At 38.7% G+C, this 25436-nt stretch carries 25 protein-coding genes; 13 read left to right on the top strand and 12 right to left on the bottom strand.

Annotated features, from left to right (window positions below; all coding sequences use genetic code 11):
- Window positions 1-34: 34 nt before the first annotated feature.
- On the bottom strand, window positions 35-2041 hold the full coding sequence (locus tag OVA16_RS05720; protein WP_324288599.1) for a phosphoenolpyruvate carboxylase: 2007 nt from the start codon (window positions 2039-2041) through the stop codon (window positions 35-37).
- A 939-nt stretch (window positions 2042-2980) separates the two neighbouring features.
- Here OVA16_RS05720 and OVA16_RS05715 point away from each other — a divergent pair.
- Both OVA16_RS05715 and OVA16_RS05710 read left to right on the top strand, forming a co-directional pair.
- Window positions 2981-5485, top strand: a complete 2505-nt coding sequence (locus OVA16_RS05715) for a glycoside hydrolase family 9 protein (protein WP_267764104.1) — start codon at window positions 2981-2983, stop codon at window positions 5483-5485.
- A gap of 199 nt (window positions 5486-5684) precedes the next feature.
- Window positions 5685-6500, top strand: coding sequence for a DUF2911 domain-containing protein (locus tag OVA16_RS05710; RefSeq protein ID WP_267764103.1), 816 nt, complete (start codon window positions 5685-5687; stop codon window positions 6498-6500).
- A 33-nt stretch (window positions 6501-6533) separates the two neighbouring features.
- Here OVA16_RS05710 and OVA16_RS05705 read toward each other — a convergent pair whose 3' ends face one another.
- The 4 genes from OVA16_RS05705 to OVA16_RS05690 all read right to left on the bottom strand — a co-directional run bounded on the left by OVA16_RS05705 (window position 6534) and on the right by OVA16_RS05690 (window position 8844).
- Window positions 6534-7028: a hypothetical protein gene (locus OVA16_RS05705; RefSeq protein WP_267764102.1), complete on the bottom strand. Its 495-nt coding sequence runs from the start codon at window positions 7026-7028 to the stop codon at window positions 6534-6536.
- On the bottom strand, window positions 7025-7606 hold the full coding sequence (locus OVA16_RS05700; RefSeq protein WP_267764100.1) for an RNA polymerase sigma factor: 582 nt from the start codon (window positions 7604-7606) through the stop codon (window positions 7025-7027). The genes OVA16_RS05705 and OVA16_RS05700 overlap by 4 nt, the downstream gene beginning before the upstream one ends.
- Before the next feature lie 152 nt (window positions 7607-7758).
- On the bottom strand, window positions 7759-8085 hold the full coding sequence (locus OVA16_RS05695; RefSeq protein ID WP_267764098.1) for a DMT family transporter: 327 nt from the start codon (window positions 8083-8085) through the stop codon (window positions 7759-7761).
- 192 nt (window positions 8086-8277) lie between these two features.
- Complete coding sequence (locus OVA16_RS05690) at window positions 8278-8844, bottom strand: Crp/Fnr family transcriptional regulator (protein ID WP_267764097.1); 567 nt, start codon at window positions 8842-8844, stop codon at window positions 8278-8280.
- Between the two features lie 130 nt (window positions 8845-8974).
- On the opposite strand from OVA16_RS05690, the gene OVA16_RS05685 reads away from it, so the two are divergent.
- Window positions 8975-9334: a DUF6249 domain-containing protein gene (locus OVA16_RS05685; RefSeq protein ID WP_267764096.1), complete on the top strand. Its 360-nt coding sequence runs from the start codon at window positions 8975-8977 to the stop codon at window positions 9332-9334.
- 164 nt (window positions 9335-9498) lie between these two features.
- Here the strand turns inward: OVA16_RS05685 and OVA16_RS05680 are convergent, their stop codons facing one another.
- The 5 genes from OVA16_RS05680 to OVA16_RS05660 form a co-directional block, all read right to left on the bottom strand.
- Entirely contained in the window at window positions 9499-10029 is a 531-nt protein-coding gene (locus OVA16_RS05680) for a hypothetical protein (protein ID WP_267764095.1), read from the bottom strand.
- Window positions 10004-10513: a hypothetical protein gene (locus OVA16_RS05675; RefSeq protein WP_267764094.1), complete on the bottom strand. Its 510-nt coding sequence runs from the start codon at window positions 10511-10513 to the stop codon at window positions 10004-10006. The genes OVA16_RS05680 and OVA16_RS05675 overlap by 26 nt, the downstream gene beginning before the upstream one ends.
- A gap of 386 nt (window positions 10514-10899) precedes the next feature.
- The gene (locus OVA16_RS05670) at window positions 10900-11322 is read right to left on the bottom strand and encodes a hotdog fold thioesterase (protein ID WP_267765349.1); all 423 of its coding nucleotides are present in this window, start codon (window positions 11320-11322) and stop codon (window positions 10900-10902) included.
- 102 nt (window positions 11323-11424) lie between these two features.
- A complete protein-coding gene (locus tag OVA16_RS05665) occupies window positions 11425-11934 on the bottom strand; it encodes a DinB family protein (protein WP_267764092.1) in 510 nt (169 codons plus the stop codon).
- Window positions 11894-13132: a HAMP domain-containing sensor histidine kinase gene (locus OVA16_RS05660; RefSeq protein WP_324288541.1), complete on the bottom strand. Its 1239-nt coding sequence runs from the start codon at window positions 13130-13132 to the stop codon at window positions 11894-11896. The genes OVA16_RS05665 and OVA16_RS05660 overlap by 41 nt, the downstream gene beginning before the upstream one ends.
- A gap of 236 nt (window positions 13133-13368) precedes the next feature.
- Between OVA16_RS05660 and gltX the strand changes: the two genes are divergently transcribed.
- From gltX to OVA16_RS05620, 10 genes are all read left to right on the top strand, one after another.
- Window positions 13369-14877: a glutamate--tRNA ligase gene (gene gltX, locus OVA16_RS05655; RefSeq protein ID WP_267764090.1), complete on the top strand. Its 1509-nt coding sequence runs from the start codon at window positions 13369-13371 to the stop codon at window positions 14875-14877.
- Between the two features lie 29 nt (window positions 14878-14906).
- On the top strand, window positions 14907-15746 hold the full coding sequence (locus OVA16_RS05650) for a neutral zinc metallopeptidase (protein WP_267764088.1): 840 nt from the start codon (window positions 14907-14909) through the stop codon (window positions 15744-15746).
- 69 nt (window positions 15747-15815) lie between these two features.
- Window positions 15816-16670: a hybrid sensor histidine kinase/response regulator gene (locus OVA16_RS05645; protein ID WP_324288540.1), complete on the top strand. Its 855-nt coding sequence runs from the start codon at window positions 15816-15818 to the stop codon at window positions 16668-16670.
- On the top strand, window positions 16670-16939 hold the full coding sequence (locus OVA16_RS20000) for an ATP-binding protein (RefSeq protein ID WP_324288598.1): 270 nt from the start codon (window positions 16670-16672) through the stop codon (window positions 16937-16939). The genes OVA16_RS05645 and OVA16_RS20000 overlap by 1 nt, the downstream gene beginning before the upstream one ends.
- A gap of 17 nt (window positions 16940-16956) precedes the next feature.
- On the top strand, window positions 16957-17238 hold the full coding sequence (locus tag OVA16_RS19995; RefSeq protein WP_324288539.1) for a CHASE3 domain-containing protein: 282 nt from the start codon (window positions 16957-16959) through the stop codon (window positions 17236-17238).
- Between the two features lie 2 nt (window positions 17239-17240).
- A complete protein-coding gene (locus OVA16_RS05640; RefSeq protein WP_324288538.1) occupies window positions 17241-20549 on the top strand; it encodes a response regulator in 3309 nt (1102 codons plus the stop codon).
- 8 nt (window positions 20550-20557) lie between these two features.
- Window positions 20558-20932 (top strand): response regulator, encoded by a 375-nt coding sequence (locus OVA16_RS05635; RefSeq protein ID WP_267764087.1) that lies wholly within the window; start codon window positions 20558-20560, stop codon window positions 20930-20932.
- Window positions 20932-21759 carry a CheR family methyltransferase gene (locus OVA16_RS05630; protein WP_267764085.1) on the top strand — a complete coding sequence of 276 codons (828 nt, stop codon included), beginning with the start codon at window positions 20932-20934 and terminating at the stop codon, window positions 21757-21759. The genes OVA16_RS05635 and OVA16_RS05630 overlap by 1 nt, the downstream gene beginning before the upstream one ends.
- The gene (locus tag OVA16_RS05625; protein WP_267764083.1) at window positions 21756-22328 is read left to right on the top strand and encodes a chemotaxis protein CheB; all 573 of its coding nucleotides are present in this window, start codon (window positions 21756-21758) and stop codon (window positions 22326-22328) included. Before OVA16_RS05630 ends, OVA16_RS05625 begins: the two co-directional genes overlap by 4 nt.
- Window positions 22329-22334: 6 nt before the next feature.
- On the top strand, window positions 22335-22697 hold the full coding sequence (locus tag OVA16_RS05620) for a response regulator (RefSeq protein ID WP_267764081.1): 363 nt from the start codon (window positions 22335-22337) through the stop codon (window positions 22695-22697).
- A gap of 81 nt (window positions 22698-22778) precedes the next feature.
- On the opposite strand, the gene OVA16_RS05615 is transcribed toward OVA16_RS05620, so the two are convergent.
- Both OVA16_RS05615 and OVA16_RS05610 read right to left on the bottom strand, forming a co-directional pair.
- Window positions 22779-23546, bottom strand: a complete 768-nt coding sequence (locus tag OVA16_RS05615; protein ID WP_267764080.1) for a DUF4886 domain-containing protein — start codon at window positions 23544-23546, stop codon at window positions 22779-22781.
- 186 nt (window positions 23547-23732) lie between these two features.
- A complete protein-coding gene (locus OVA16_RS05610; RefSeq protein WP_267764079.1) occupies window positions 23733-25406 on the bottom strand; it encodes a S9 family peptidase in 1674 nt (557 codons plus the stop codon).
- Between the last annotated feature and the right edge of the window lie 30 nt (window positions 25407-25436).

Below are 25436 nucleotides of genomic sequence, written 5' to 3'. Positions count from 1 at the left end.
GCCTTCGGACTTTCCGTCTATTAACTTCCGATTTCTAAGCCAAGTTTCTACCCGCATTTACGATGCCATAAACCGTTCTGATAGCTAATTTCTCGTAAGCCTGTTGTTTTTCTTCACTTAAATCGCCCTGCAACTTATCTAAAGCAAAATGTTGGATCAACACTAGTGGCAAAATGATTTTTTCACGCACAGCGATTGATTTCTTCTCTACCGGATAGTTTTCCATCAAGGTTTCATGTCCTGTCAATTTCAATAACATCGATTTAGAAAGTTCAAATTCTGTATGTAATTGCTTCCAAAAAGCACCAAATTCTTTATTATTTGCTAAGTAAGCCGTAATCTCAAAATCCGATTTACTCATAGACATGATACAGTTATCTACAATGGTTTTAAAGTAGCCTGATTGATTATAAGTCTTCTTAACCTGCTCCCAATTTCCTAAATCTTCTTGCGCTTTTAAGGCTGTACCCACGCCGTAAAAACCTGGCACATTCTGCTTTAGCTGGCTCCATGAGGTTACAAAGCCAATAGCACGTAAATCATCTAGTTTTAGTTTAGTACCAGCGTTTCTTTTCACTGGTCTACTGCTAATCGTAATTTTAGATAGCAAACTTAACGGAGATAGTTTTTCCAGATACTCTAAAAACAATGGATCGTTACGCAAATCGATATAAGCTTGGTAACTATCTTTAGCCATTTTGCTAAGGATATCGAAGTTTTCTTTATCTAGCAAAACGTTGTGCTTTTCTTTAACGCCCGATGAAATACCTGCGTTAATTAATTGTTCTATGTTAAACGCAGCACTATCAACAGAGCCATATTGCGAACTAATGGTTTGCCCCTGCACCGTTAACTGGATATTCTTATTTGCTATTTCTTTACCCATAGAGGCATAAAAACGGTGTGTTTTACCTCCACCACGAGCTGGGGGACCTCCTCTACCATCGAAAAATGCCAACTGAATGTTGTGTTCTTCGGCAACTTTGGTTAAAGCAACTTTAGCCGTAAATATAGACCAGTTGGCCATTAAATAACCACCGTCTTTGGTACTATCAGAGAAACCCAGCATTATGTGCTGCTTGCCGCCTCTCAAAGCCAAATGTTTTTTGTAGAACGGATGCGTGTACAATTTCTCCATGATTTCGCCAGCACCAGTTAAATCGTTAACGGTTTCGAAAAGCGGCACAAAATCAATGGTTAAATCTTCTGCTTCCCAGCCATTCCAAAGAAAAAGCTCCATTAATTGCAAAATATCGCTTGCTTGTTGGCAATTACTGATAATAAAACGGTGGCAAGCTTCCTCGCCATTTTTCTGTTGGATGTCTTTAATCTCTGCAATAGTCTGTAAGGCATCTTTAATCAAACTATCTTGTTCATCCGTGTAAATTACCTTGGCGCTCCTAAACGAAATGGCTTTGAGCTTCTCTTCTTCCGATAAGCTATCGTAATCATCGCTGTAAAGAGAATTAATTGGTTTCTGGCTTCTGCAATACTGATGCACCTTTCTTAATACTCTACTGTCTTGTCTAATATCTAACGAGGCAAAGTGACAACGATAAAGCTCTACTTTCCTTAAAAGATCTTGTACCACATTCACAAACAAGCCGTCATGATCTTTATTCAACGTATCAATAATGTCATTTAGATTTTTAATGATATAATCTGAAATATCTTTTTCTTCTAAGGTATTGTTGAAGGCATTTTCATAGAATACTTCTTGCAACAAATTGATACTCTCTTCTACCCCTCTAAAAGTGATACGTCTTTTGATATTTCTAAAATCGCGATAGTAGCACCTGAAAAGAATTTGGCGCAACATTTTAGAAACTTCCAAAGTGGTTTGCGCTTTTACGTTCGGATTACCATCTCTATCTCCACCTGGCCAAAAACCTAATTCGATAACTTTTTTAGGATCAATGTGATATTCGCTTAGTAACTGGTTTAGGCCAGTTTGGATGTTTGCCGCAGCAAAATAGAATACATTTTCTAGGTACCAAGCTAAGCTTAATGCCTCGTCTACCGGCTGTTGGCGATTTTTTATTGAAGAACGGCGTTTTGCCTAATTGTTGCAATAATTGATTAATGGTGGTAAAATCGTTTGCCTTAATTGCCGATGTTAAATCATTGATGATTCCTAGAACAGGACCAGGGTAAAACTGTGTAGGATGCGCAGTTAGCACCAATCTTAATGAAAACTCTTCTACCAGTTTGTCAATTTTCTCATGCAAGTTGGCATCGTCATTTGCTTTAAGAAATAAGGCTCTTAAAGAACTTTGCTCATCACTGATATTCAACTTGGTAAAAGAAGCATCCTCTACCGCATCAAACAGCACCACTTGGCGCTCTATGTACTGAATAAATCTGAATAATAGATCTATTACCGCGGTCTCGTCCTTGTCTTGCACATATTTATCGAAAAATTTTCCTATCAGCTCACTGGGCTTCTCATGGTTTTTAATTCCATCTTCGCAACTCTTGAAAAATAAAGGTAAAAGTGTTCCTGTATCTTTAATTTTGTAAAACGGAAGCGTAAGAAACAAACTGTTGTACAATTCGAAACGAGAAATAACCTCGTTATTAAAATAATATTCGCGTTGACTGGGTTGATTTAATTGCATCCCGAAAAATAAGCTATATTTTTTTGTTACAAAAATAAAAATGGATTTTTAACGAGTATTTTGGTAGACTTTAGCAAACACGAACATATATTTTGAATTTTTAATAAATAATTGCTACCTTGTACCTATTAAAGGTTAAACGTAAAAATCTTTTAAAAGCATTACAAAGCCCATTGTGGCGTTGTAAAAAATTGTTAATTTTTTGGGAAAAACGTTCCGATGTAAAAATCGGAACGTTTTATTTTTTCTAGCAATTTCAAAACCTCATTAAAAATAAGAACTTATCATCGTGCGGCTTTCGATTTGTTTCCATAACAGTTAAATTTCTCTATTTTTAAGGCAACCAAAACCCTTCGCTCATCATGAGAAAAACACCTCTTTTTATATGCTTTTTAGTTATTTGTGCAATATCTCTGCTTTTTTTGGCCTTTAAACCTAAAAATGAGCAAAGCTGGATAAGAATTAATCTATTAGGTTACCAGCCTAAAGCAATAAAAGTAGCCGTGTGGGCAAGCAAAGGCAACAATGTTCCTAAAAACTTTGAATTGGTAGATAAAAAAACTGGAAAAACGGTTTATTCATCGAATAAAATCCAAGTATTTGGTGCTTATGGGCCATTCAAAACATCGGCTAGGTTAAATTTTTCTGAGTTTAAAATACCTGGCAATTATTACCTCAAAGCAGACGGCGCCACATCTCCAGAAATCATCATCAACGAAAATGTTTATCAAAACACGGCCGATTTCGCCCTGCGTTATATGCGCCAACAACGTTGTGGTTACAATCCGTTTTTAAAAGATAGCTGCCACACCCACGATGGTTTTGTGGTTTATGGCAAAGAAGGTGGCCTAAAAGACAGCACCCATTTTGATGCCGTTGGTGGTTGGCACGATGCCAGCGATTACTTGCAATACAGCACCACTACCGCCAATGCCACTTACCATTTGCTAATGGCCTATCGTGATTTTCCAAAAGCGTTTACAGACACCAAACTAGCCACAGGTTTGAATGGTAAAAATGGCGTCGCCGATGTTTTGGATGAAGCCAAATGGGGTTTAGATTGGCTGATGAAAATGCACCCGCAGCCTAACATTATGTTTAATCAACTGGCGGATGATCGAGACCATATCACGATGCGCATTCCGAAAGAGGACAGCCAGTACGGAAAAGGTTTTGAACGGCCTTTATACTTTATTGATGGAAAACCACAACAACGAGGCAAATTTATGAACGATACCAAAGGCACCAGCTCTACAGCTGCTAAATTTGCTAGTGCTTTTGCTTTGGGCAGTGAACTTTATAAAGATGAACCCTACGCTATTGATTTGGCAACAAAAGCAAACACCGCCTACCAATATGCCATCAAGAAAAAAGGCGTTACCCAAACTGTTTCGGTAAAGTCGCCTTATATTTATGCAGAAGATAATTGGGTTGATGATATGGAGTTAGCACTCGCAAAGACCGGAAAAATTATTGGCTACGGTGCAAAGTCGTTAGACTCTGCTTATTACTATGCCATGCAGGAACAAGTTACCCCTTGGCTTATTGCCGATACGGCCAAACATTATCAATGGTATCCATTTATCAACTTAGGGCATTACGAATTAGCAAAGCAATCTTCTGGAGATAGAAAAAGAGAATTGATAGATTACTACAAGCAAGGTATCGCACACGTGTGGAACAGAGCAAAAAACAATGCTTTTTACCGAGGCGTACCGTTTATTTGGTGCAGCAACAATTTAACCGTTGCTTTTGCCATGCAATGTATGTGGTATCAACAATTAAGCGGCGATGGCACTTTTTCTGAACTGGAGCAAGCAAATTTCGACTGGATTTTTGGTTGCAATCCGTGGGGAACGAGCATGGTTTACGGTTTGCCAAGTTGGGGCGATACACCAACCGATCCTCATTCTGCTTTTACGCATTTGGGCAAATATCCAATTGATGGCGGTTTGGTAGATGGCCCAGTTTACACGAGCATTTACAAAGGTTTGATAGGCATACAGCTGACGAAACCTGATGACTATGCCGATTTTCAAAGTGATTTGGCAGTTTACCACGACGATTATGGCGATTACAGCACCAATGAGCCCACCATGGACGGGACGGCTTCGTTAGTTTATTTGTTAGCGGCTTATGATAGCAAAACGGCAAAGGATTTATCGAGTTACAAAAAAGAACAAGGCGCTATTATTAGAGGCGATGTAAAAGAAAAACAATTAGCTATTGTGTTTACTGGCGATGAATATGCGGATGGTAGCCAAAAAATAATCGCTGCTTTGGATAAAGAAAAAGTAAAAGCCTCGTTCTTTTTAACAGGCAACTTTTACAGAAACTCATCTTTTTCATCTTTTATTAAGAGTGCAAAAGCAAAAGGACATTATCTGGGAGCTCATTCAGATCAGCATTTATTGTACGCCGATTGGAAGAAACGCGATTCGCTTTTGGTTTCTAAAAAACAATTTGATGATGATCTTTCGGCAAACTACAAAGCCATGCAAAAATTCGGTATCACTAAAAAAGCTGCGAATTACTTTCTGCCGCCTTACGAATGGTACAACCAAGCCATTGCCAATTGGACGGAAGATTTAGGCTTAAAGCTCATCAATTTTACGCCAGGTACCCGCTCAAACGCAGACTATACCTACCCAGAAATGGGAAAATCTTACAGAACGAGCGATGAAATTTACCAATCTATCGTTGAGCTGGAAAAACAACAAGGCTTAAATGGTTTTATATTGTTGCTGCATGTAGGAACAGACCCACGCAGAAAGGACAAGTTTTATGATAAATTACCCGAATTATTGAGATACCTTAAACAAAACAATTACAAGGCAGTAACGGTTAATCAATTATTAGGGAATTGATGTAAATTGATAAATGTGATGATATAATCATTAGCTGAGGAATGGCATTATCACATTAGCTAATTACCTCATTCATTCATTATCTCATTATCACATCAGCTAATCATTACATTCATAAATAGCTACATTAGCTAATTCTCACATTAAAAATGTTTAGTTTTTGATTGAAATAACTAACTTTGCTGCAAAAGTTTTAAACATGAGCAATTCAGAAAATAAAAACAATTTTGATTGGGTTTGGTATGTAATTGGTATGGTGGCATTTGTACTTGCTTTTTCTGCCGTTACTTTACACATTGGTTATCTTTTCCTTGCAGCTATCATCGGCTTAATTTTCGGTGGAGTTTTCTTAAATAAGATTGTAAAAGGAAGAGAGCATAAGCTTTCTTTACGTCTACTTCTGCAAAGCTGTAAAATCAAGATACACAACCAATATTATATTTTGATGAAGAAAATAAGCTTAATCATGTTCCTTTTAGTAGGAGCATTAGCTGTAAATGCGCAAAACGTTACTACTGGCGTTACGTTTCCAAAGGTAGATGCCAGTCCATTGGATGTGGTTTACTATCCGTTAAATACTACGAAGTCTAAAACTCCAGTAGAACCTGTAATGCGGGTTTTGTATTCTCGTCCGCAAAAAAAGGGAAGAGAAGTTTTTGGCGTATTAGAGCAATTTGACAAAGTGTGGCGTTTAGGCGCTAACGAAAACACAGAGATTCAGTTCTTTAAACCCGTAACCATTGCAGGTAAAAAGATAAAGGCTGGTAGATATAGTGTTTTTGCTATTCCTAGTAAGGATAAATGGACTATCATTATCAACAAGCAAAATGACAAATGGGGAGCCTTTACGTATGACGAAAAGCAAGATTTGCTAAGAACCGAGGTAGTAGTTAACAAGATTGAGAAAACAATAGAGGCATTTTCTATTACTTTTATCGATGCCCCCGAGGGAGCTAACTTAGTGATGGCTTGGGATAACACACAGGTATTTTTACCCATAGGGTTTAAGAAATAAGCAACAATGCTATTATACAAAACGGAGGACAAATCATTCTCCGTTTTTTTGTGTCTTTTTTGTTCCTTTTCTAAGCAAACTATCCAAATAAACGAGCAGCAGCGCCGCATTGATGAACAGCACCACCATGAGTACTGTAGGATTAAGCAAAGCGCTCACATCGGCATCCAAATTAAGCGAGGGCATTTTCATTTTAAAATTTGCCGTTGCAAAAGCATAACCTAACAAGCCTAGTAAGGTAATAGAGAAAAATCCGCCGATGGCGTAAATGATGCGAGTATCTACCTTGGTTTTAAGTTTAATGGGAGCTATCTCTTGCTGCACCTGCTCCATCACGTTTCTAGTAAAAGACATAGATGGCTCGTCTATCTCCAAATGCGCCCCCAAATGTTCATTTACTGCCAACAACTCCAAATAAAGCTGTTTAAATGCTTGGTCTGTTGCTAGTTTTTTTTCTATCTCAACCTTTCCTGCAACATTGCAGAAACCATCAATATAGTTCCAAAGTTGTTCTTCTTGTGGTGTCATATCAACTCCTTTACTTCTTCTTTTAACAAAAGTTGCAATTTTTCTTTTAACCGATGTCTTGCCCTGTGCAATTTTACTTTTACCGTATTAGGTTCCATCACTAGAGCCTGTCCAATTTCCTCTAAACTTTGCTCGCCTTTGTAAAAAAGCGTAATAATTGCTGCATCGTCTGGCAAAAGCATTGCAATTGCTTCATTCAAATATTTATAGGTCGATTTTTTTTCAATTGTATTTGCATCAAACGAGCTGTCTGTATTTGCTACTTGCAAAACCTGTTCATCATTATCAATTGATGTAGAATCCAGTTTTTTCTTCCTCAAATAGGTCATTGCGGTAGTATAGGTAATGGTGTACAGCCATGTAGAAAACTTCGAAGTTTGCTTAAAGGTTCCCAAGGCTTTATATGCTTTGATGAAACAATCCTGCGCTATCTCCTCTGCATCTTCTCTATTTTTTGCAAAACGCAGCGCCAATGTAAAAACAAACCTTTGATGACGCTTAACCAACAACGCATAATGGCCCGTATTTCCGGCTAAAATGGAGTTAATGAGGTCTAAATCTGTTTCTGTTTGCTGCATACTTACGGCTATGACGCTCGGTTTTTACATCAGGTTACAGCAAATTACGATTTTTTGGTTTAACTGTTGATTTGGTTAATAGGTTAACTGAAATAAACGACCATAACCCTATTAAATTAACCAATTCAAACGATTTAAACAGTTAACCCAACTTAATGCGATACGGCTTTTAAACCGATGATAGAACCGATAAGTGTAACGATGAAGAACAACCTCCAGAAACTTGCTGGATCTTTGAAAACTAGAATACCCATTAATACCGTGCCAACAGCGCCTATACCGGTCCAAACGGCATAGGCTGTGCCAATGGGTAAAGTATGCGTAGCTTTAATAAGCAACAACATACTAATGGTTAAAGATACTAAAAAGCCTACAAACCACCATGCGGCTTCGGTACCACTCGTTTCTTTTACTTTACCTAAACAAGAAGCAAATGCCACTTCAAAAAGTCCGGCGATAATTAATATGATCCAATTCATTGTATTTTATTTTGCTGCAAAAATCGGTGGTTGGGCTATCATTTTATTTAACAAATGATAAAAAATAGGTTAGCCACAGATGCACAGCCATCCTTCTAATATTTAAAATTCAACTGCGCCAATAAGAGTTGATAATTTTAGACGCTAGTAATCGATTTTACATCTGTGCATCTGTGGCTAAAAGTTAAGTCATCACTTCGCAGCAGCTCTAATTCTGCTCAGCGAAACCTGCGTAATGCCTAAATAAGAAGCGATGTGTCCTAACTGAACACGCTGTAGAATAGTTGGCGAATGCTTCATCAAATCTTGGTAACGCGCTGTGGCGGTTTTAAACTGCAAATCCATAAAGCGCTGTTCGGTAAGCAGTAATTCTTGTTCGGCAAACTTACGCCCCCAATTGGCCATAGGTAAGTGTAGGCTATACAGCTCTTGCAAGTGATTGCTAGAAATTCTGTAAAGTATGCTATCTTCCAAAACCTCTATACTTTCGTAGCCAGGTTTATTTTTAAAGAAGCTCATAAAGGAGAGCATTACGCCGCCAGCTTCGCCAAACCAAATGGTAGTTTGGCCTTTATCGGTTTCTCGAAAAGCTCTAGCAATTCCTTTTTCTATAAAATAAACATATCGTTCTATCTTCTCCGCATTAATTACAATGGCACCTTTTTGCACTTCAATTCGTTCAAAACGAGACAAAAACAAAGCTTTCTCCATTGCTGGCAACGGAAAAATTTCATCAATTTTATTGGATATAATCGTCAATTGGTGGTGGTTTGATGGTACAATTTAATTTTTTTCTACCAATAGTGTAACCTAATTTTTTTTGCTGTTGTCCTAATTCACAGAACACGGTTCGTAAATTAATAATGTTTAAAAGAAAAAATATAAAATTATGAGTGGAGAGTTAGTAGCCATCACCATGTTTGTTGGCGCATTTGCATTAGTATTTGGCATTAGATACTTCTTAAATAAAGAAAAAATGGCCATGATTGAGCGGGGGATTGACCCAGGGCTTAGAAAGGCAACACCAAGACCATTTATTAGTTTAAAATTTGGTTTGCTGATGGTAGGTTTAGGATTAGGGCTTTTAGTTGCGCTATTTACCACCCGAGGAATATTTAGCGCCAACATGACCAATGCAGAAGAAGGCCAAGCGGTAGCGGTATACTTTGGAAGTATCTTTATCTTCGGCGGCTTGGGCTTGATTACTTCTTATGTAATTGAGAAAAAATGGCTTGATAAACAGCCTTAATTAAATGTCTCGGTATGTCGAGCGTAGTCGAGAAATCTTTGAAAATGAATAGACGACCTTCTATTAAATCCAAAGATTTCTCCATTATGCTATGCTCTGGTCGAAATGACGACCGTTTTGGAAAAATTATTTTTTCTTCTGTTTTACAGCTTTTAGAAACTTAATTAGCATACTGCCTCATCGTTTTTCAACGCTTTCTTTTCATCTTTTTCTGCTAGTGCAATCTTCTTGAGATAAGGTTGTAAATCGCCAGTTTCAAATGATTCCAATAAGATCGGATACACGTAAGCACTTTTACACACCGCTCTTGTATTTCCTAATTTGGCGGCAACACAATCTAATGCTGCTACCACTAATTTTTTGGCCGACATTTCTGGATTTTCGTTAGTGCACACCGCCAACTGACGCATTGCTTCTAGCGTTCCGCCCCAGGTTCTAAAGTCTTTCGCTGTAAAGTCGTTTTCGGTAATTTCTCTAATGTATTGGTTAATCATGCCAGACTCTACCCCTTTATGTTTGTTGCTGTCGGTGTAAAACTGAAACAAATGTTGCCCTGGAATATCCTTACATTTTTTAACTAGCTTGGCCAAGCTCTTATCGGTAAGGGTTACCTCTTGTTTTACGCCCTTTTTACCTACAAAGCATAAGGTTGCAGTATTTCCCTGCTGTTTAAAATGTTTGTCTTTTAAAAGCACTTAAGCCATAGCTATTGTAGCTTTTCTCGTAAATGGCACTGCCAATACGTATCAAGGTTTCTTGCAATACCTTAACGCAAATGGCTAATACCTTACGCTCATCTAGGTTTCTTCTTCTTAAATCTTTTTCTACCTGCTTTCTGGCCTTTGGCAGTGCTTTTCCAAATTCTAATAAGCGGAAATATTTATGATCCGACCTTCTATTTACCCAATCTGGATGGTAACGGTATTGCTTTCTTCCAGCTACGTCGGTACCAATGGCCTGCAAATAGCCATTCTTTTTTGGCGAAATCCAAACATCTTTCCAAGCTGGTGGTAACACTAATTTTTGTACACGCTCTAACGCTAAAGCATCCGTTATTTTATTGCCTTTATGGTCTTCGTATTTGAATTTGCCTGGTGCACCTTTGCGGTAAATCCCCCCTTTCTCGGGACTAACAAAAACTAAATTACTATCGTTAATGATATCAGCTGTGCTTACCATAATTGTATTTTTATGGCAACAACAATAGAGAGTTGAAAAAGGTTTTACCTTACGAAACGTAACATTGAGTTCGTAGAAGTATAGACCTACAGCATATCTAGCGCTCTCGTTATTCCAGCAGCCTGTCCCGATTTCATCCCTATGGTATGGACACAAATATTAATAAGTGTCATTTTCCTCCCCCTGCCCCCTCGAAGAGGGGGATATGCAAAATGCCTAAGCACAATGTGTCCCCCTTTGGAGGGGGATTCAAGGCGAGGAACGAGATGTGTCCAAACGATAGGATTTCATCCGGGATGGGTAAAATCTTATTTATCAGTCACTTCTATAGCATTACAATCCCAGACTAAATCTGGGATGACGGACGAGGAAAGAACCTGCTATAGCTACTGCGGCTTTGGCAAAATTGCTACAGTTAACCTACTTACGCAATTCATTTTGCCCTTATCGGTATACAATTTAATTTCCCAAATGTGAGTTTTACCACCAATATGCAGCGGCTTGCAAATGCCTTTTACAAAACCAGAGGCCACCGGACGGATGTGATTAGCATTCACTTCTAAACCTACAGCAATGTATTTATCTGGATTGATACACATGTACGAAGCAATGCTTCCTAAAGTTTCTGCCAATACCACCGAAGCACCACCGTGTAAAATTCCTGCTGGCTGGTGTGTACGTTCATCTACAGGCATGGTCGCTTCGATATAATCATCGCCAACTTCCGTAAACTCTATCCCTAACAAAGCACCAATATGGTTTTTAGGGCGGCTATTCAGCATTTCGGGTGTAAATTCTTTAAACCACATCATAATTTAAGTTAAAAAGTTAACCCCTAAATCCCCTAAAGGGGACTACAACAAGGCGGTTAATTAAGGTTCAATATTACTTATCCATTCCCCTTTAGGGGGCTAGGGGGTTAAATAACGCTCTACAATTACCTTTTTATGGTGCATAACATGACCAGCTAAAATATAAACCAACGCCTTTACCGTAATTTGATTGCCATTAGCGGTGCCAGCTCTGTTGAGCTCTTCTTCATTTAGCGATTGAAGCAGATACATATTTGATTTTCGTAGCAACACAAACTCTTCACACAAGCTCAACAAAGTTCTATCCCTAAAATTCGCATTCGTAACGTAATCGTTTTCATCGAACCCAGGCAAAGCCGCTTGTTCTGCCCTTGCGAAACAAGTTAAACGAAAAACCATAATACGTTCGGTATCTATGATATGACCCAACATTTCTTTAATGGTCCATTTTCCGGGGGCGTAGGCATAATCCGCCTTATCCGCATTTTGTTGTACAAAGCTAGCAAACTCTTCTGCTTGCCTATCTAAAATTTGTAATACATCGCCATCAACTAAGTCTATATAGCCTTTATACCATGTTGGGTAATCCTGTATTTGTGGTGGGTTCATAAGTAATGCTACTTTTTAAAATAATTCTGAAGGTGGTGCCTTTTCCAATTTCCGATTCTTTCACGAAAATTTGCCCTCCGTGATAGTTCTCTACAATTCTTTTAGTTAAGGTTAAGCCTAAACCCCAACCTCTTTTTCTTGTGGTAAAACCTGGCTGAAAAACGGTGTCGAACTTAGACCGAGGAATACCTTTACCGGTATCCGTAATATCAATAAAAACTTCTTCTTTGGTCAAATTTTCGATGATATTAATGGTAATTGTTCCGTCGTTATCTATGGCATTAACTGCGTTTTTCAATAAGTTTTCTATGACCCAATCAAACAGCGGCCCCGAAAGCATTGCTCGTACTTGTGTATCGCCAGTAAGTATAAAGTTGATTTTATCAGAAGTACGAACTCTAAAATACTGCACAAAGCCATTGATAACAGCATGTACCACGTGGTCTTCCAATATTGGTTTAGAGCCGATTTTAGAGAAACGATCTGCAATGATTTCTAAACGCTGAATATCATTTTCCATCTCTGCAACCAGAGGGTCTTCCTCAGCATCGAACCGAGTTTTAATTAATTCTACCCAAGCCATCAGCGATGATATTGGTGTACCCAATTGATGGGCGGTTTCTTTGGCCATCCCCACAAATTCTTGATCTCGCTCTGCCCTTCTTGCAGCACTGAAACCAACGTAAGCAGTAATTAAAAACAAGGCAATTACGCCCAGTTGGATGTAGGGAAAAAACCTCAACTGTGTTAAAATACTCGAATCTTTGTAATAAGCAATTAGCTCTTCCCCATCAATTCCTTTCATTTTTGCTGGCGGATGTTGATTTTTCATATCGGCCAATTGCCTTGCAAAATAAACAGAGTCGTATTCTTTGTCTTTATTATCAGGATATAATGTTTTCGTGGTATCTAAACCATCCCACAGGTAAATAGAACCATCAGGTTTGGTAATAATTACATCCATTTTATTGTTCTTCTTTATCGTCTCAAAAACTTCCGATAATTGTTCGTTATCGTACATTTTCATTCGCTGTTCTGCTACTTTTACCCAAAGTAAAAACTGCGTTCCCTCTTCCCTTTCCATCTTTTTTACAAAAAAATCAGAATAAAACACAGAAGCAGCGCCAATTAAGGCGGCAAACATCAATAAAAATAATTTCCAACGCTTTTTTTCTGGTAGGGATTCATCTTGAGGCAAATTACAATATCAAAACGGAAAAACCACAAAACTATGATGCTTTTTCAAAAAGCTTAATCAAGAGGAAAAACATATCTTTGCAGCACAACAGAGGTTATCGCAGTTCGATTCGTTCTTCGTCATGCTGAATTTATTTCAGCATCCGTTGGGTTAGCCGATCCTGAAATAAATTCAGGATGACGTGCTTGGGATTGGTTTTAGCTTAAAAACCTCGGTTGGATTATACAGACACAACCATGAACAAAGAAGTTAGAGTAAGATTTGCACCAAGCCCAACAGGAGGTTTACATTTAGGCGGCGTTAGAACTGCCCTTTTCAATTATCTTTTCGCTAAAAAACATAACGGCACTTTTATTTTAAGAGTAGAAGATACCGACCAAACTCGCTTTGTAGAAGGTGCTGAGCAATATATTGTAGATTGTTTGGAGTGGTGCGGTATTGCGCCCGATGAAAGTCCGCAAACGCCTGGTGCTTTTGGCCCTTACCGCCAAAGCGAGCGCAAACCTAGCTATAGACAATATGCCGAGCAGTTAGTGGCTAGCGGTTATGCTTATTATGCGTTTGATACGCCCGAAGAGCTGACAGCAAAAAGAGCAGAAGAACCCAACTTTTTGTACGGACAGAAAAGTCGGATGCAAATGCGTAACTCGCTTACTTTAACGCAAAGCGAAGTGAGCGAATTGTTAGCACAAAATGCACCTCATGTAATTCGCATTAAAATGCCTACAGATGAGCAAGTGACTTTCACCGACATGATTAGAGGCGTAGTAAGTTTCGACACCAATTTGGTGGATGACAAAGTTTTACTGAAAGCAGACGGCATGCCAACTTACCATTTAGCCGTAGTAGTTGATGATAGGGCCATGGAGATTTCGCACATTTTTAGAGGCGAAGAATGGTTACCATCGGCACCGATACATATTTTGCTTTGGAAATATTTAGGCTGGGCAGATGAAATGCCAGCTTGGGCACATTTACCACTCATTTTAAAGCCAGATGGCAATGGAAAATTAAGCAAAAGAGATGGCGATAGATTAGGTTTCCCGGTTTATGCCATGAACTGGACCGACCCTAAAACTGGAGATTTAACCAAAGGATTTAAAGAATTGGGCTTTATGCCAGAGGCTTTTGTAAATCTTTTAGGTGTATTGGGTTGGAATGATGGAACGGATAAAGAAATTTTCACTTTAGAAGAATTGAAGGCCAGTTTCTCGGTAGAAAGAATTAGCAAAGCTGGTGCGAAATTCGATTTCGAAAAAGCCAAATGGTTCAATCACGAGTGGATTAAGCAATCTACAGTTAGCAGTTTACAGTCAACAGTTGGCAGTTTATTAAAGCAAAACGGTATTGAAACTTCCGAAGCTAAATTAGCTCAAGTAATTGAACTGGTAAAAGATAGATGTACTTTGTTGCCTGATTTTGTAGCGCAAACCTCTTATTTTTTCGCTACACCAAGCGAGTACGATTCTGCTGCGGTTAAACCTAAGTGGAATGCAGATAAAGCGGCTTTCTTTCAAGAATTTGCAAACACTTTAAATGTAGAGCTAAGCGCTTTAGAATTAGAGGCTAGCTTTAAAGCTTTAGCAGAAAGTAAAGGTTTAAAACCGGGAGAAGTGATGCTTCCATTACGTGTAATGCTAGTCGGCGGTAAGTTTGGCCCAGGAGTTTTCGACATTGTAAAGTTGTTAGGCAAAGCAGAAACGCAAAACAGAATTACCAAAGGTATTATGGCATTTAATGCTTAAATTGGTTATAAAAATAAAAATCTTGTTCTATGCAATGGTTTGGTAAAGGTAGTAACAATATGGAAGATGGCCGCGGTGGTGGCGGTGGCAAAGTAGCCCTTGGTGGCGGTATTGGTATCATTATTGTCATTATTGGCTTATTTTTAGGGAAGGACCTAACCGGACTGGTTAATCAATTGCCAATTACATCTGAACAGACTGAAGTTAAAAGAGGCGTTCCGGCAAATGATGCACAAGCGCAGTTTGTCTCTGGTGTACTCGAGTCTACCGAGCAAGTTTGGACACAACAATTTAATGAACTTGGTTTAAGCTATCAGTACCCAACTTTAAGACTATTTGAAGATGGGGTGCAAACCGCTTGTGGGGGTGCTAGTTCTGCCGTTGGACCTTTTTACTGCCCTGGCGATAATAAAGTCTACATCGATCTTTCTTTTTTTGCAGAACTCAAAAACCGCTTTGGTGCAGCTGGAGACTTTGCACAAGCTTACGTAATTGCTCACGAAGTTGGCCACCATGTACAAAACTTATTGGGCACCTCAGAAAAAGTACAACGTGCCCGCCGTAATTTAAGCGAAAAAGAATACAACAAACTTTCGGTGATGCTAGAGCTGCAAGCTGATTTCTACGCAGGTCTGTGGGCGCACCATGCGCAGAACTTAAAAGATTTTAGGCTAGATGCTGGAGACTTAGAAGAAGCCTTAACCGCAGCCAACGCTATTGGCGATGATAAATTGCAGAAACAGGCCACAGGCGAAGTAGTACCCGATTCGTTTACCCACGGCACCTCTGCCCAACGCATGTATTGGTTTAAAAAAGGATTCGAAAGTGGCGATTTTAACCAGGGCGATACTTTCAGCACAAGTCGCTAATAAAAGATCGGCCAAAACTTCAAGTTGTAAATAAAATTTTTATCCAATCATTTTTATTTACTTTTGAAAATGATCTTACTTGTTGACGATACTCCAGAGAACCTTATCTCTTTAAAAAACGTTCTCGAAAAACATGGTTTTGAAGTAGATACGGCTAATTCTGGCGAAGAAGCGCTAAAAAAAGTGCTTAAAAACTCTTATGTACTTATCATTTTAGACGTGCAGATGCCAGAGATGGATGGCTTTGAAGTGGCCGAGGTAATTTCTGGCTACAGCAAAGCTAAAGAAACCGCCATCATCTTTCTTTCGGCGGCCAATACCGAATTTCGTTTTATTGCTAAAGGTTATTCTTCTGGCGGATTAGACTACATTACCAAACCTGTAGATATCAATATCCTATTATTAAAAATTAAAACCTTTTATCGCATTTACGAGCAAAGCCGTAAGCTTAACGAAATGCAATCTATTTTATTAGAGGAAATTGAGTTTAGAAAAGAGGCCGAAAAAAAGAAAGACGAGTTCATCAGCATCGCTAGTCATGAGTTAAAAACCCCACTTACCAGTGTAAAAGGTTATATCCAATTGCTAGAAAGAGGGCTAAACAAAGGCGATATTAATTTGGTTAAAAGTCATTTGGCCAAAGCACATGTACAGCTAGAGAAACTAAACGGCCTTATTGCCGATTTGCTGGATATTTCGAAGATAGAAAGCGGCAAGTTAAAGTTTAACAAGCAATATTTTGATTTTGACCAGTTGCTGAATGGTATTATTGAGGTTATCCAACAATCTAATCCGGGGTTTAATATTGTAAAAAACGGATTGGCTAATACCAAAATTTTTGGCGATGAGATGCGCATAGAGCAGGTAATTGTTAATTTTCTTACCAACGCCATTAAGTATCTCCAGGAACCGAAGAGGCTTTAATTACGGTTAAGCGGCAAAATAATCAGCTGTACGTAGGAGTTAAAGACTATGGCATTGGAATGAAGCCCGATCAGCTTAATAAGGTTTTTGAAAAATTTTATCGCGTAGAAGAAACTTCTCATCGTTTTCAGGGTTTAGGAATAGGACTTTACATTTCTTCCGAAATTATCAGTAGACATGGCGGAGAAATTAATGTTCGCTCTGTATATGGAGAAGGCTCCGAATTTTATTTTACCATACCAGTAGAACAATTAAGTTCTGATGTTTAAAGCTTATACCTTTTTAGATGAAACTAACCTTAAAAAATAACCTACGTATTGGTTTGGGAATTTCGCTCTTACTGCTAATCGTAAGTTCTACGGCTTCTTATATCAGTATTAAAAACCTCATTAAAAGTGCCGATCTGGTGGTAGAGAGCAATGCCATCATCAACGATGTTGATAATGTTGTTTCGATGCTTAAAGATGCAGAAACTGGGCAAAGGGGATTTTTACTAACCGGAAATACCGTTTTTTTAGACCCTTATGATAGGAGCATCAAAAGAACCGACTCCTTTTCTCAAGAGTAAACTTGGCAACAAAAGATAATGCATTCGAGCAACAAAAGCTTCAAGAGCTTCGAAAAATTATTGATAAAAGGATGGAAATTTTATTAAGCACTATCCAAACCAAGAAAAACAAGGGAGCTATACTTGAAAGCGTATTGCTAGAAGGCAAACGCTACATGGACGAAGCCCGACAGATTATAAGGGACATACGGAACGAAGAAAAAAGAGCATTGGCAGAAAAAATGGAGGAGATGAACAAACTGGCTGGTTTTTCTCCTTTCTTAATCATATTTGCCGCCGTACTATCGGTTTTAGCTATTACTGTTTTCTTTTATCGTAAAGTAAGTTCTGAGTTTAACGAGCGGGTAACGCTTTTTGAGCAATTACAACAGCTTAACGATGATACGGCCAAAAGAATTGATACCATTAAAAGCATTGCACATCAAATTTCTACCGGAAACTACAAGGCAAGGCTTCATGAAACTTCTAAAGATGGGCTTGGCAGTTTATCTGGTTCGCTAAACCACATGGCAGAAGCCCTGCAAACATCTTTTACCTTATTAGAAGATAAAGATTGGATGCAAACCGGCATAGCCAACCTTAATGATAAAATGGTGGGCGATAAAGACATTACTGCCCTAGCCAAAGATGTGTTAGAAATAGTGGTTGCACACACCAAAAGTATGGTTGGTGCTTTCTACGTGCTAGATGAAGATCAACACTTACATTTAGCTAGCGGCTATGCATTAGCTAACAACCAAAAAAGCACTAAAATTGCTCCTGGAGAGGGTTTGGTGGGCCAAGCTTTCCATTCTGAAAAATTAATTCTGCTTGAAAAAGTTCCGGATCAGGTGGGTACCATTAGCTATGCTACTGGCCAAACCAAGCCAAATAGCGTGGTGGCATTTCCAATTATGCGAAACGGTTTGGTATTAGGGGTAATAGAATTGGCTACTGTAAACGCTTATCCGCAACGTAAGTTAGATTTCATGACCAACGTTTCTACCAACGTGGGTATTGCCATCTACTCGGCCCAAAGCCGTAAAAAATTGCAAGATTTCTTGGAAGAAACTCAAGCTCAGGCCGAAGAACTACAATCGCAACACAGTGAACTAGAGGCTTTAAATGCAGAATTAGAGGCCCAAACACAGAAAATACAAGCTTCGGAAGAAGAGTTAAGGGTGCAACAGGAAGAACTGCTACAAAGCAACCAAGAACTTGAAGAAAGAAGTGCTTTGTTAGAAGAGCGCAACCAACTAATTTTAGAGAGAAACCTAGAGATTAAACAAAAAGCTGAGCAGTTAGAGCAAAGTACACGATATAAATCGGAGTTTTTGGCCAATATGTCGCACGAACTGCGTACACCGCTAAATTCTATCTTGTTGCTATCAAAGCTGATGTCTGAAAGCGAAGAGCTTGAAAAAGAATATACCGAATACGCATCGGTTATACAAAGCTCGGGGCAGGGTTTATTGAGCTTAATTGATGAGATTTTAGACCTTTCTAAAATTGAAGCCGGCAAAATGGAACTAGAGGTAACCGAAGTTCGCATAGATGAAGTTACCGCCGACGTTAGATCGCTCTTTATGCCAATTGCGAAAGACAAACATTTAGAATTGGTAATTGGTGTTTCTGGCGATGCTCCGCATTCGTTTACCACCGACAAAATGCGTTTATCGCAAATTTTGAAGAACTTACTTTCTAATGCGTTCAAGTTTACATCTCAAGGTAAAGTAAGCCTAGCCATTGGTTATCATGAAAAAGATGACATTTTAAGTTTTGCAGTTAGCGATACTGGCATAGGTATACCAAAGCATAAACAAGGCTTAGTTTTTGAAGCGTTTCAACAAGCAGATGGCTCTACCAGACGTAAATTTGGCGGTACCGGATTGGGCTTATCCATCAGCAAGCAATTGGCTATGCTTTTGGGCGGAAACATTAAATTAGATAGTAAAGAAGGCGAGGGAAGTACATTCACGTTAACCATCCCTGCAAATTTCAATGAAAAAAGCGAATTGATTTTTTCTGAAGAACCTAAAGAAACCATAATAGCGCAAGAACAAACGCAAAAAGAAGAAGAAGAAAGATTTATCGTTGCTAAAATACCAACAGAGGTAGCCGATGATAGAGATACCATTACAACAACCGATAAAAGTATCTTAATTATAGAAGATGATACCTTTTTTGCCAAAACCCTGCTAGATTTTACTCGAAAAAGAGGCTATAAAGGCTTAGTTGCTGTTCGTGGAGATGTAGGCATAGAGATGGCGCTACAATACAATCCTTTAGCCATATTGTTAGACATTCAGCTGCCTGTAAAAGATGGTTGGCAGGTAATGGACGAACTGAAATCTAATCCACTTACTAGACATATTCCGGTGCATATCATGTCATCGCTTTCGGCAAAAAAAGAAAGTTTACAAAAAGGAGCGGTAGATTTTATTAACAAGCCCTTTGCTTTGGAGCACATGAAACAGATTTTTGAAAAACTGGAGTATGCGCTTAGCAAAAACCCGAAGAAAGTATTAATTGTAGAAGAGAATAAGCAACACGCCGAAGCTTTAAGCCACTATTTAAGCTCTTCGAACTTACAAACCTTGGTGGTTTCTAATATTAGCGAAAGTATTGATGCGTTACAGCGCAAAGAGGTTGATTGCGTAATTCTTGACATGGGCATACCTGATAAAACGGCCTACGAAACTTTAGAAACCATCAAAAAAAGCGAAGGTTTAGAGAATTTACCTATCATCATTTTTACTGGTAAAAACCTTTCTAAAGGCGAAGAAACCAGAATAAAACAATATGCAGACTCTATTGTTGTAAAAACCGCTCACTCTTATCAACGTATTTTAGACGAGGCCGCGGTGTTTTTGCATCTGGTAGAAGAAAAAGATGGTAAAGGAAAGCAGTTGGGCAAATCAGAAACGTTACAAAACGTAGCCGATGTTTTAAAAGATAAGGTGGTATTAATTGCTGATGATGATGTGAGAAATATTTTTTCGCTAACCAAAGCCTTAGAGCCTCACAAAATGAAGGTATTGCCTGCTATAGATGGCAAAGAAGCTTTAGAAGCCATTAAAGCAAATCCAAAAGTAGATGTTGTGTTAATGGATATGATGATGCCAGAACTTGATGGCTACGAAACAACTAAGCAAATTAGGGAGATGCCCGCATACAAAAACCTGCCAATATTAGCTGTAACAGCTAAAGCAATGATGGGAGATCGTGAAAAATGTATTGCTGCTGGCGCATCAGATTATATCTCTAAACCTGTAGATATTGATCAGCTCATCTCCTTATTAAGAGTTTGGCTTTATGATAAATCTAATTAGCGGAGCGCATGGATACTTTGCAAAAGAAAATTTTAATTATTGATGATGACAGCCGAAACATTTTTGCGCTGAAAGCCGTTTTAACGGCTAAAAAGTACAAATGCTTAGCTGCAAATGGTGCCGAAGAAGGCTTTGCCATCATCAAACAAAACCATGATATTGGTGTAGTGCTGTTAGATATGATGATGCCAGATTTAGATGGCTACCAGGCCATGGCCAAAATGAGAGAAGACGAGCAGCTAAAAGACCTGCCTGTAATTGCTGTAACAGCACAAGCCATGCTTGGCGATAAAGAGCGTTGCATAGCTGCTGGTGCAGCAGGTTACATCTCTAAACCTGTAAATGTTGAAGAACTTGTTAAATTATTAAATAAATATATATAGTGCCCAACTCTGGAACCATAAGTGACGAACAAGTAGAAATCTTGATTAATGATGTGTTAGAGCAGCATGGCTATGATTTTACTGGTTACTCTAGGGCTTCTTTAAAAAGGAGATTGGTACGCCTATATAACATGGACAAGCACGTTAGCTTCGCCGAATTTAGATATAAGACTTTAAATGATGAGGTTTATTTTAAGCATTTTGTAGAAGGAGTAACCGTAAACGTTACAGAAATGTTTCGCGACCCGAGTTTTTACAGGCTCTTGCGAGAAAAAATTTTACCGAGCTTAAACACCTACCCTTTTATTCGCATTTGGCTGGCGGGCTGCTCTACCGGAGAAGAGGCCTACTCTATGGCTATTCTTTTGCAAGAACTTAACTTGCTGCATAAGTCTTTAATTTATGCAACAGATCTTAATCCAACGGTGTTAGAAAAGGCGGCCAATGGTATGTTTCCGCTTAGCCAAATGAAAAGTTACTCTGAAAATTACATCGCCTCTGGCGGAAAAAAAGATTTCTCTTCGTATTATACGGCAAACTATACGTTAGCTAAATTTGATATGGAACTGAAAAGCAAAATGATTTTTTCTACCCATAACTTAGTTTCTGATCGTTCTTTTAACGAGTTTCAATTAATTTTATGTAGAAATGTATTGATCTATTTCGACAGGCCTCTGCAATTTCGTGTTTTTCAGTTGTTTGATCAAAGCCTAGAAAATTTGGGTTATTTAGCCCTTGGCACTAAAGAAACAATAGATTTTTCGCCAATTTCTTCTTCATATAAAAAAGTTGGAACAGATAAAGTGTGGAGGAAACTGGGCAAATGAAAAAAAATGGATTATTAGTTATTGGAGGCTCTGCCGGAAGCTTGGATGTACTGTTAAAAGTATTGCCAGAGGTAAACCAGCACTTAAATTTTGCCATTATTATTGTTATACACCGCAAACAAGGAACCGACTCGTTGTTAACCGACCTACTAGCCCACAGAACTAAACTTAGCGTAAAAGAAGCTGACGAAAAAGAAAAGCTAGAAAATGGGAAAGTGTACATTGCCCCATCAGATTACCATTTACTAATTGAAAAAGACTTTACCTTTTCTTTAGATTATTCCGAAAAAGTAAATTATTCTCGCCCTTCTATCGATGTAACCTTCCAATCTGCTGCCGATGCCTTTGGAGAAAACTTGGTTTGTTTACTCTTATCAGGCTCTAATGCCGATGGCGTAAACGGATTAATTTCGGTAAAGAAAAATGGCGGCACTACCTGGGCACAGAGCCCCGAATCGGCGCAGGTAAGTTACATGCCAGAACAAGCAATTTTAAAAGCCAATGTTTCTGCAATCTTAAAAATTGAAGAAATGGCTAATTATATTAACTCTTTAGCCACAAACAATTAGTATAAAATGACTAAAAAGGTTTTCATTTTTGACGATAACAGAGATATTTTAGACCTGTGCACCCTCATCTTAGAAGGTGTAGGCTATGAAACTAAAACTTCTAATACCTCTAACAACATTGTCAACCAAATTTCTACTTTTGAGCCAGACTTGATCTTAATGGACAACTGGCTGCCCGATGTGGGTGGCATAGAAGCCACTCAGGAGCTTAAAAAGCATCCCAAGTACAAAAGCATACCCGTAATTTATTTTTCGGCAAACAACGACATTAAAACCTTGGCAGAAACTGCTGGGGCAGAAAGCTATTTATCTAAGCCTTTTGATATAGAAGAACTGGAAGAAAAAGTGGTTTCTTTAATTGGAAGATAAACTTTTGAAACTATAATTTTCCACAGTTTTTTTCTCGTATATAAGTAAAAGCTCCAATTTGCATCGGAGCTTTTACAGCTTTTATTTAATTTTTGAAACCTTAAATGGCTTTTTAACTGCCTTATGTGCTGCCTGCTGGGCGGTGAGTGCGTCGGCATCGCTTACCTTCTCTGGCTTGTAGGTATTGCCAACTACATTTTGCTTAAATATTTCTTCGTACCAAGCGCAAGATGCTGTATATCTACCCACATTCAACTCTAAGTGGTAGCCATCTCTACATAACACATCGCCCAGTTTGGTACGTGCATTTTGTATAGCTGTACCTGCCGGTACAACAATATCTATCGGAATTAGGCTGCTAACTTTACCAGAAGCATCGGCAATGGCCTCGTACATTCTCATCTGATCTTTATTATAACTAGCAAAACCATTGTGGGTAGAGTTTTGTGCATAAGCCCAGGTTTGGTGCCAAATGTATTTTACTTTAGGGTTGGTTGCCTTTTCTTTCACATAATTAAACAAAAGGGGCAGCGGTTCTTTAAAGGTATCGAACAACCCAGATTTTGGACTAGCCTGCTGAAAGCTGATGTAATCCCATTTTTCATCGGCCAACGCCTTTGAGATGCTTGTTTTGGGGAAGCGCTCCTTTTTACCATCTAAGCCAACTTTTCTGTAATCATAAACATCTGCGTTATTTTGGGCATTTTTCCAGTGCAAATCTAAAGGGGCGCCACCAATGTAAAGGTTCCCGATAATTACTTTATAGCCACCGGCTTTGGCCAATCCGTGCAAATAATATTCAATGGCATCTTCCGAAAAACTGTTACCAATAGCCAAAATTTTAATCACACTGTCTTTACTTGGCCTATCAGCATGGTAAACCGATGGTTTTTTAACAATTTCAAAAGCATCAGCTTTGCTGATGAATGCACTGGTAAAGTACTACTAAAAAAACGAATAGCTGCTGTTTAAATAATTTCATTTTGGAATGGGTTATAAAAGTTGATTTAATTCTTTCAAGTTAAGATTTATCGGCTACTTCTTCAAAGTATTTTCGAATAACTTAAAAATTCGTTTGTATTCATCTGTCCAACTGCTTGGCTCTACAAAGCCATGGTCTTCTACTGGGTACACTGCTAACTCCCAATTATCTTTCCCTAACTCGATAAATCGTTGAGTTAACCGCACAATATCCTGAAAATGTACGTTTACATCAACCATACCGTGCAACATTACCAAATCTCCTTTAAGTTTATCTGCAAAGTAAATTGGCGAACTTTTATTGTAGGCATTAGGATCGTTAAAAGGTTCGTTTAAAATGTTTGATGTATAACCGTGGTTGTAATGCGCCCAATCGGTTACCGAACGTAAGGCTGCCCCAGCTCTAAATGTTTCTGATGCGTTAAACAAGCCCATTAAAGTAATAAAACCGCCATACGAACCGCCATATAAGCCCACGTTCTTAGGGTTAACGCCATATTTCTCTACCAACATTTTTACACCATCTACTTGGTCGGTTAAATCTTTCCCACCCATGTGGCGATAAATTCCGGTACGGTGGTTACGACCGTAGCCCGAACTGGCTGTATAATCGATATCAATTACGGTGTAACCATTATCCGACAACATATTATTGAACATGTACTCTCTAAAATATTGGCTCCACCAGTAATGTACATTTTGCAAATAACCTGCACCATGCACAAAAACCACCGCTGGCTTATTGGGGTGTGGGTTTTTAGCCGGATAAACTCTGGCATACACATCATCGCCATAACGGTTTTTAAACGAAACCAAATCAGGCTGGCGCCATTGGTAACTATCAAACTCGGCAGAGGTAGATTTAGTAATTTTAATGGCTTTGGCTCCCGGCTTGTTAGCTTGAATGTACAATTCCCAAGGTTTATCCATATAAGAATAATTGATGGCCAACCATTTCTCATCTGGCGATAGCGTAACCTCATTTCCACCTTTCATAGAAGTAAGCTGCACCAAATTACCTCCGTTTACACTTAATTTATAAAAATGGGTAATACCCGGATGTGCTTTGTTTGCGCTGATGTAGAAAGCACTTTTATCTTTAGAAAGCTGCACTTGCTGCACCTCCCAGTTGCCAGAGGTAAGTTGCTTTTTCTCGCCAGTGGCAATGTTGTAAGTGTATAAATGCGAATGGCCTGTAGTTTCGCTTTGGAAATAAAATCGCTGGTTGTCTATCCATTTCACATCACGGGCTACACCAGGTCCGCCAATCCAAGCTTCATCTCTCTGGCGATCTATTAAAGTTAGTTTTCCTGTTGATGGCTCCAGTTTTAAAATCCAGAAATCTTTATTGTCTTGTGCCCTGCCTGTTACTACTGCAAAAGATCCGCTTTCGTTCCAGTTAGCGATGCTAAGGTTCACTTTTCTATCTTCGTTCTTTTTGCTGCGTTCTTCTAGTTGTTTAGGATAATCTTTCACATAATCTGGCAAATCTTTAATGCCGGGAATTTGCGAAACATTTAAAGCATAAACCGAGTCTTTTTCTATATCTAAAAGGTAAGTTATATTGGTTGATAAAGCTTCTCCAACTTTAGTTCTTCCGTTAATATCTTCGGTATAGCCAGATGCCGTAACGTAATTTGGCACAATGGTTCTCTTGTTGCCTTCGGCTTGTTTAATTAATCTGTAGCTTACAAATTTCCCATCCGGACTAACGCTTAAACCCGACATGAAATCTTCTCCCAGCAGTATAGGTTTAAT

Origin of the sequence: Pedobacter sp. SL55 (genome assembly GCF_026625705.1) — a bacterium.
Taxonomy (GTDB): Bacteria; Bacteroidota; Bacteroidia; order Sphingobacteriales; family Sphingobacteriaceae; genus Pedobacter.
This window is presented reverse-complemented; position numbering and strand designations above follow the sequence as displayed.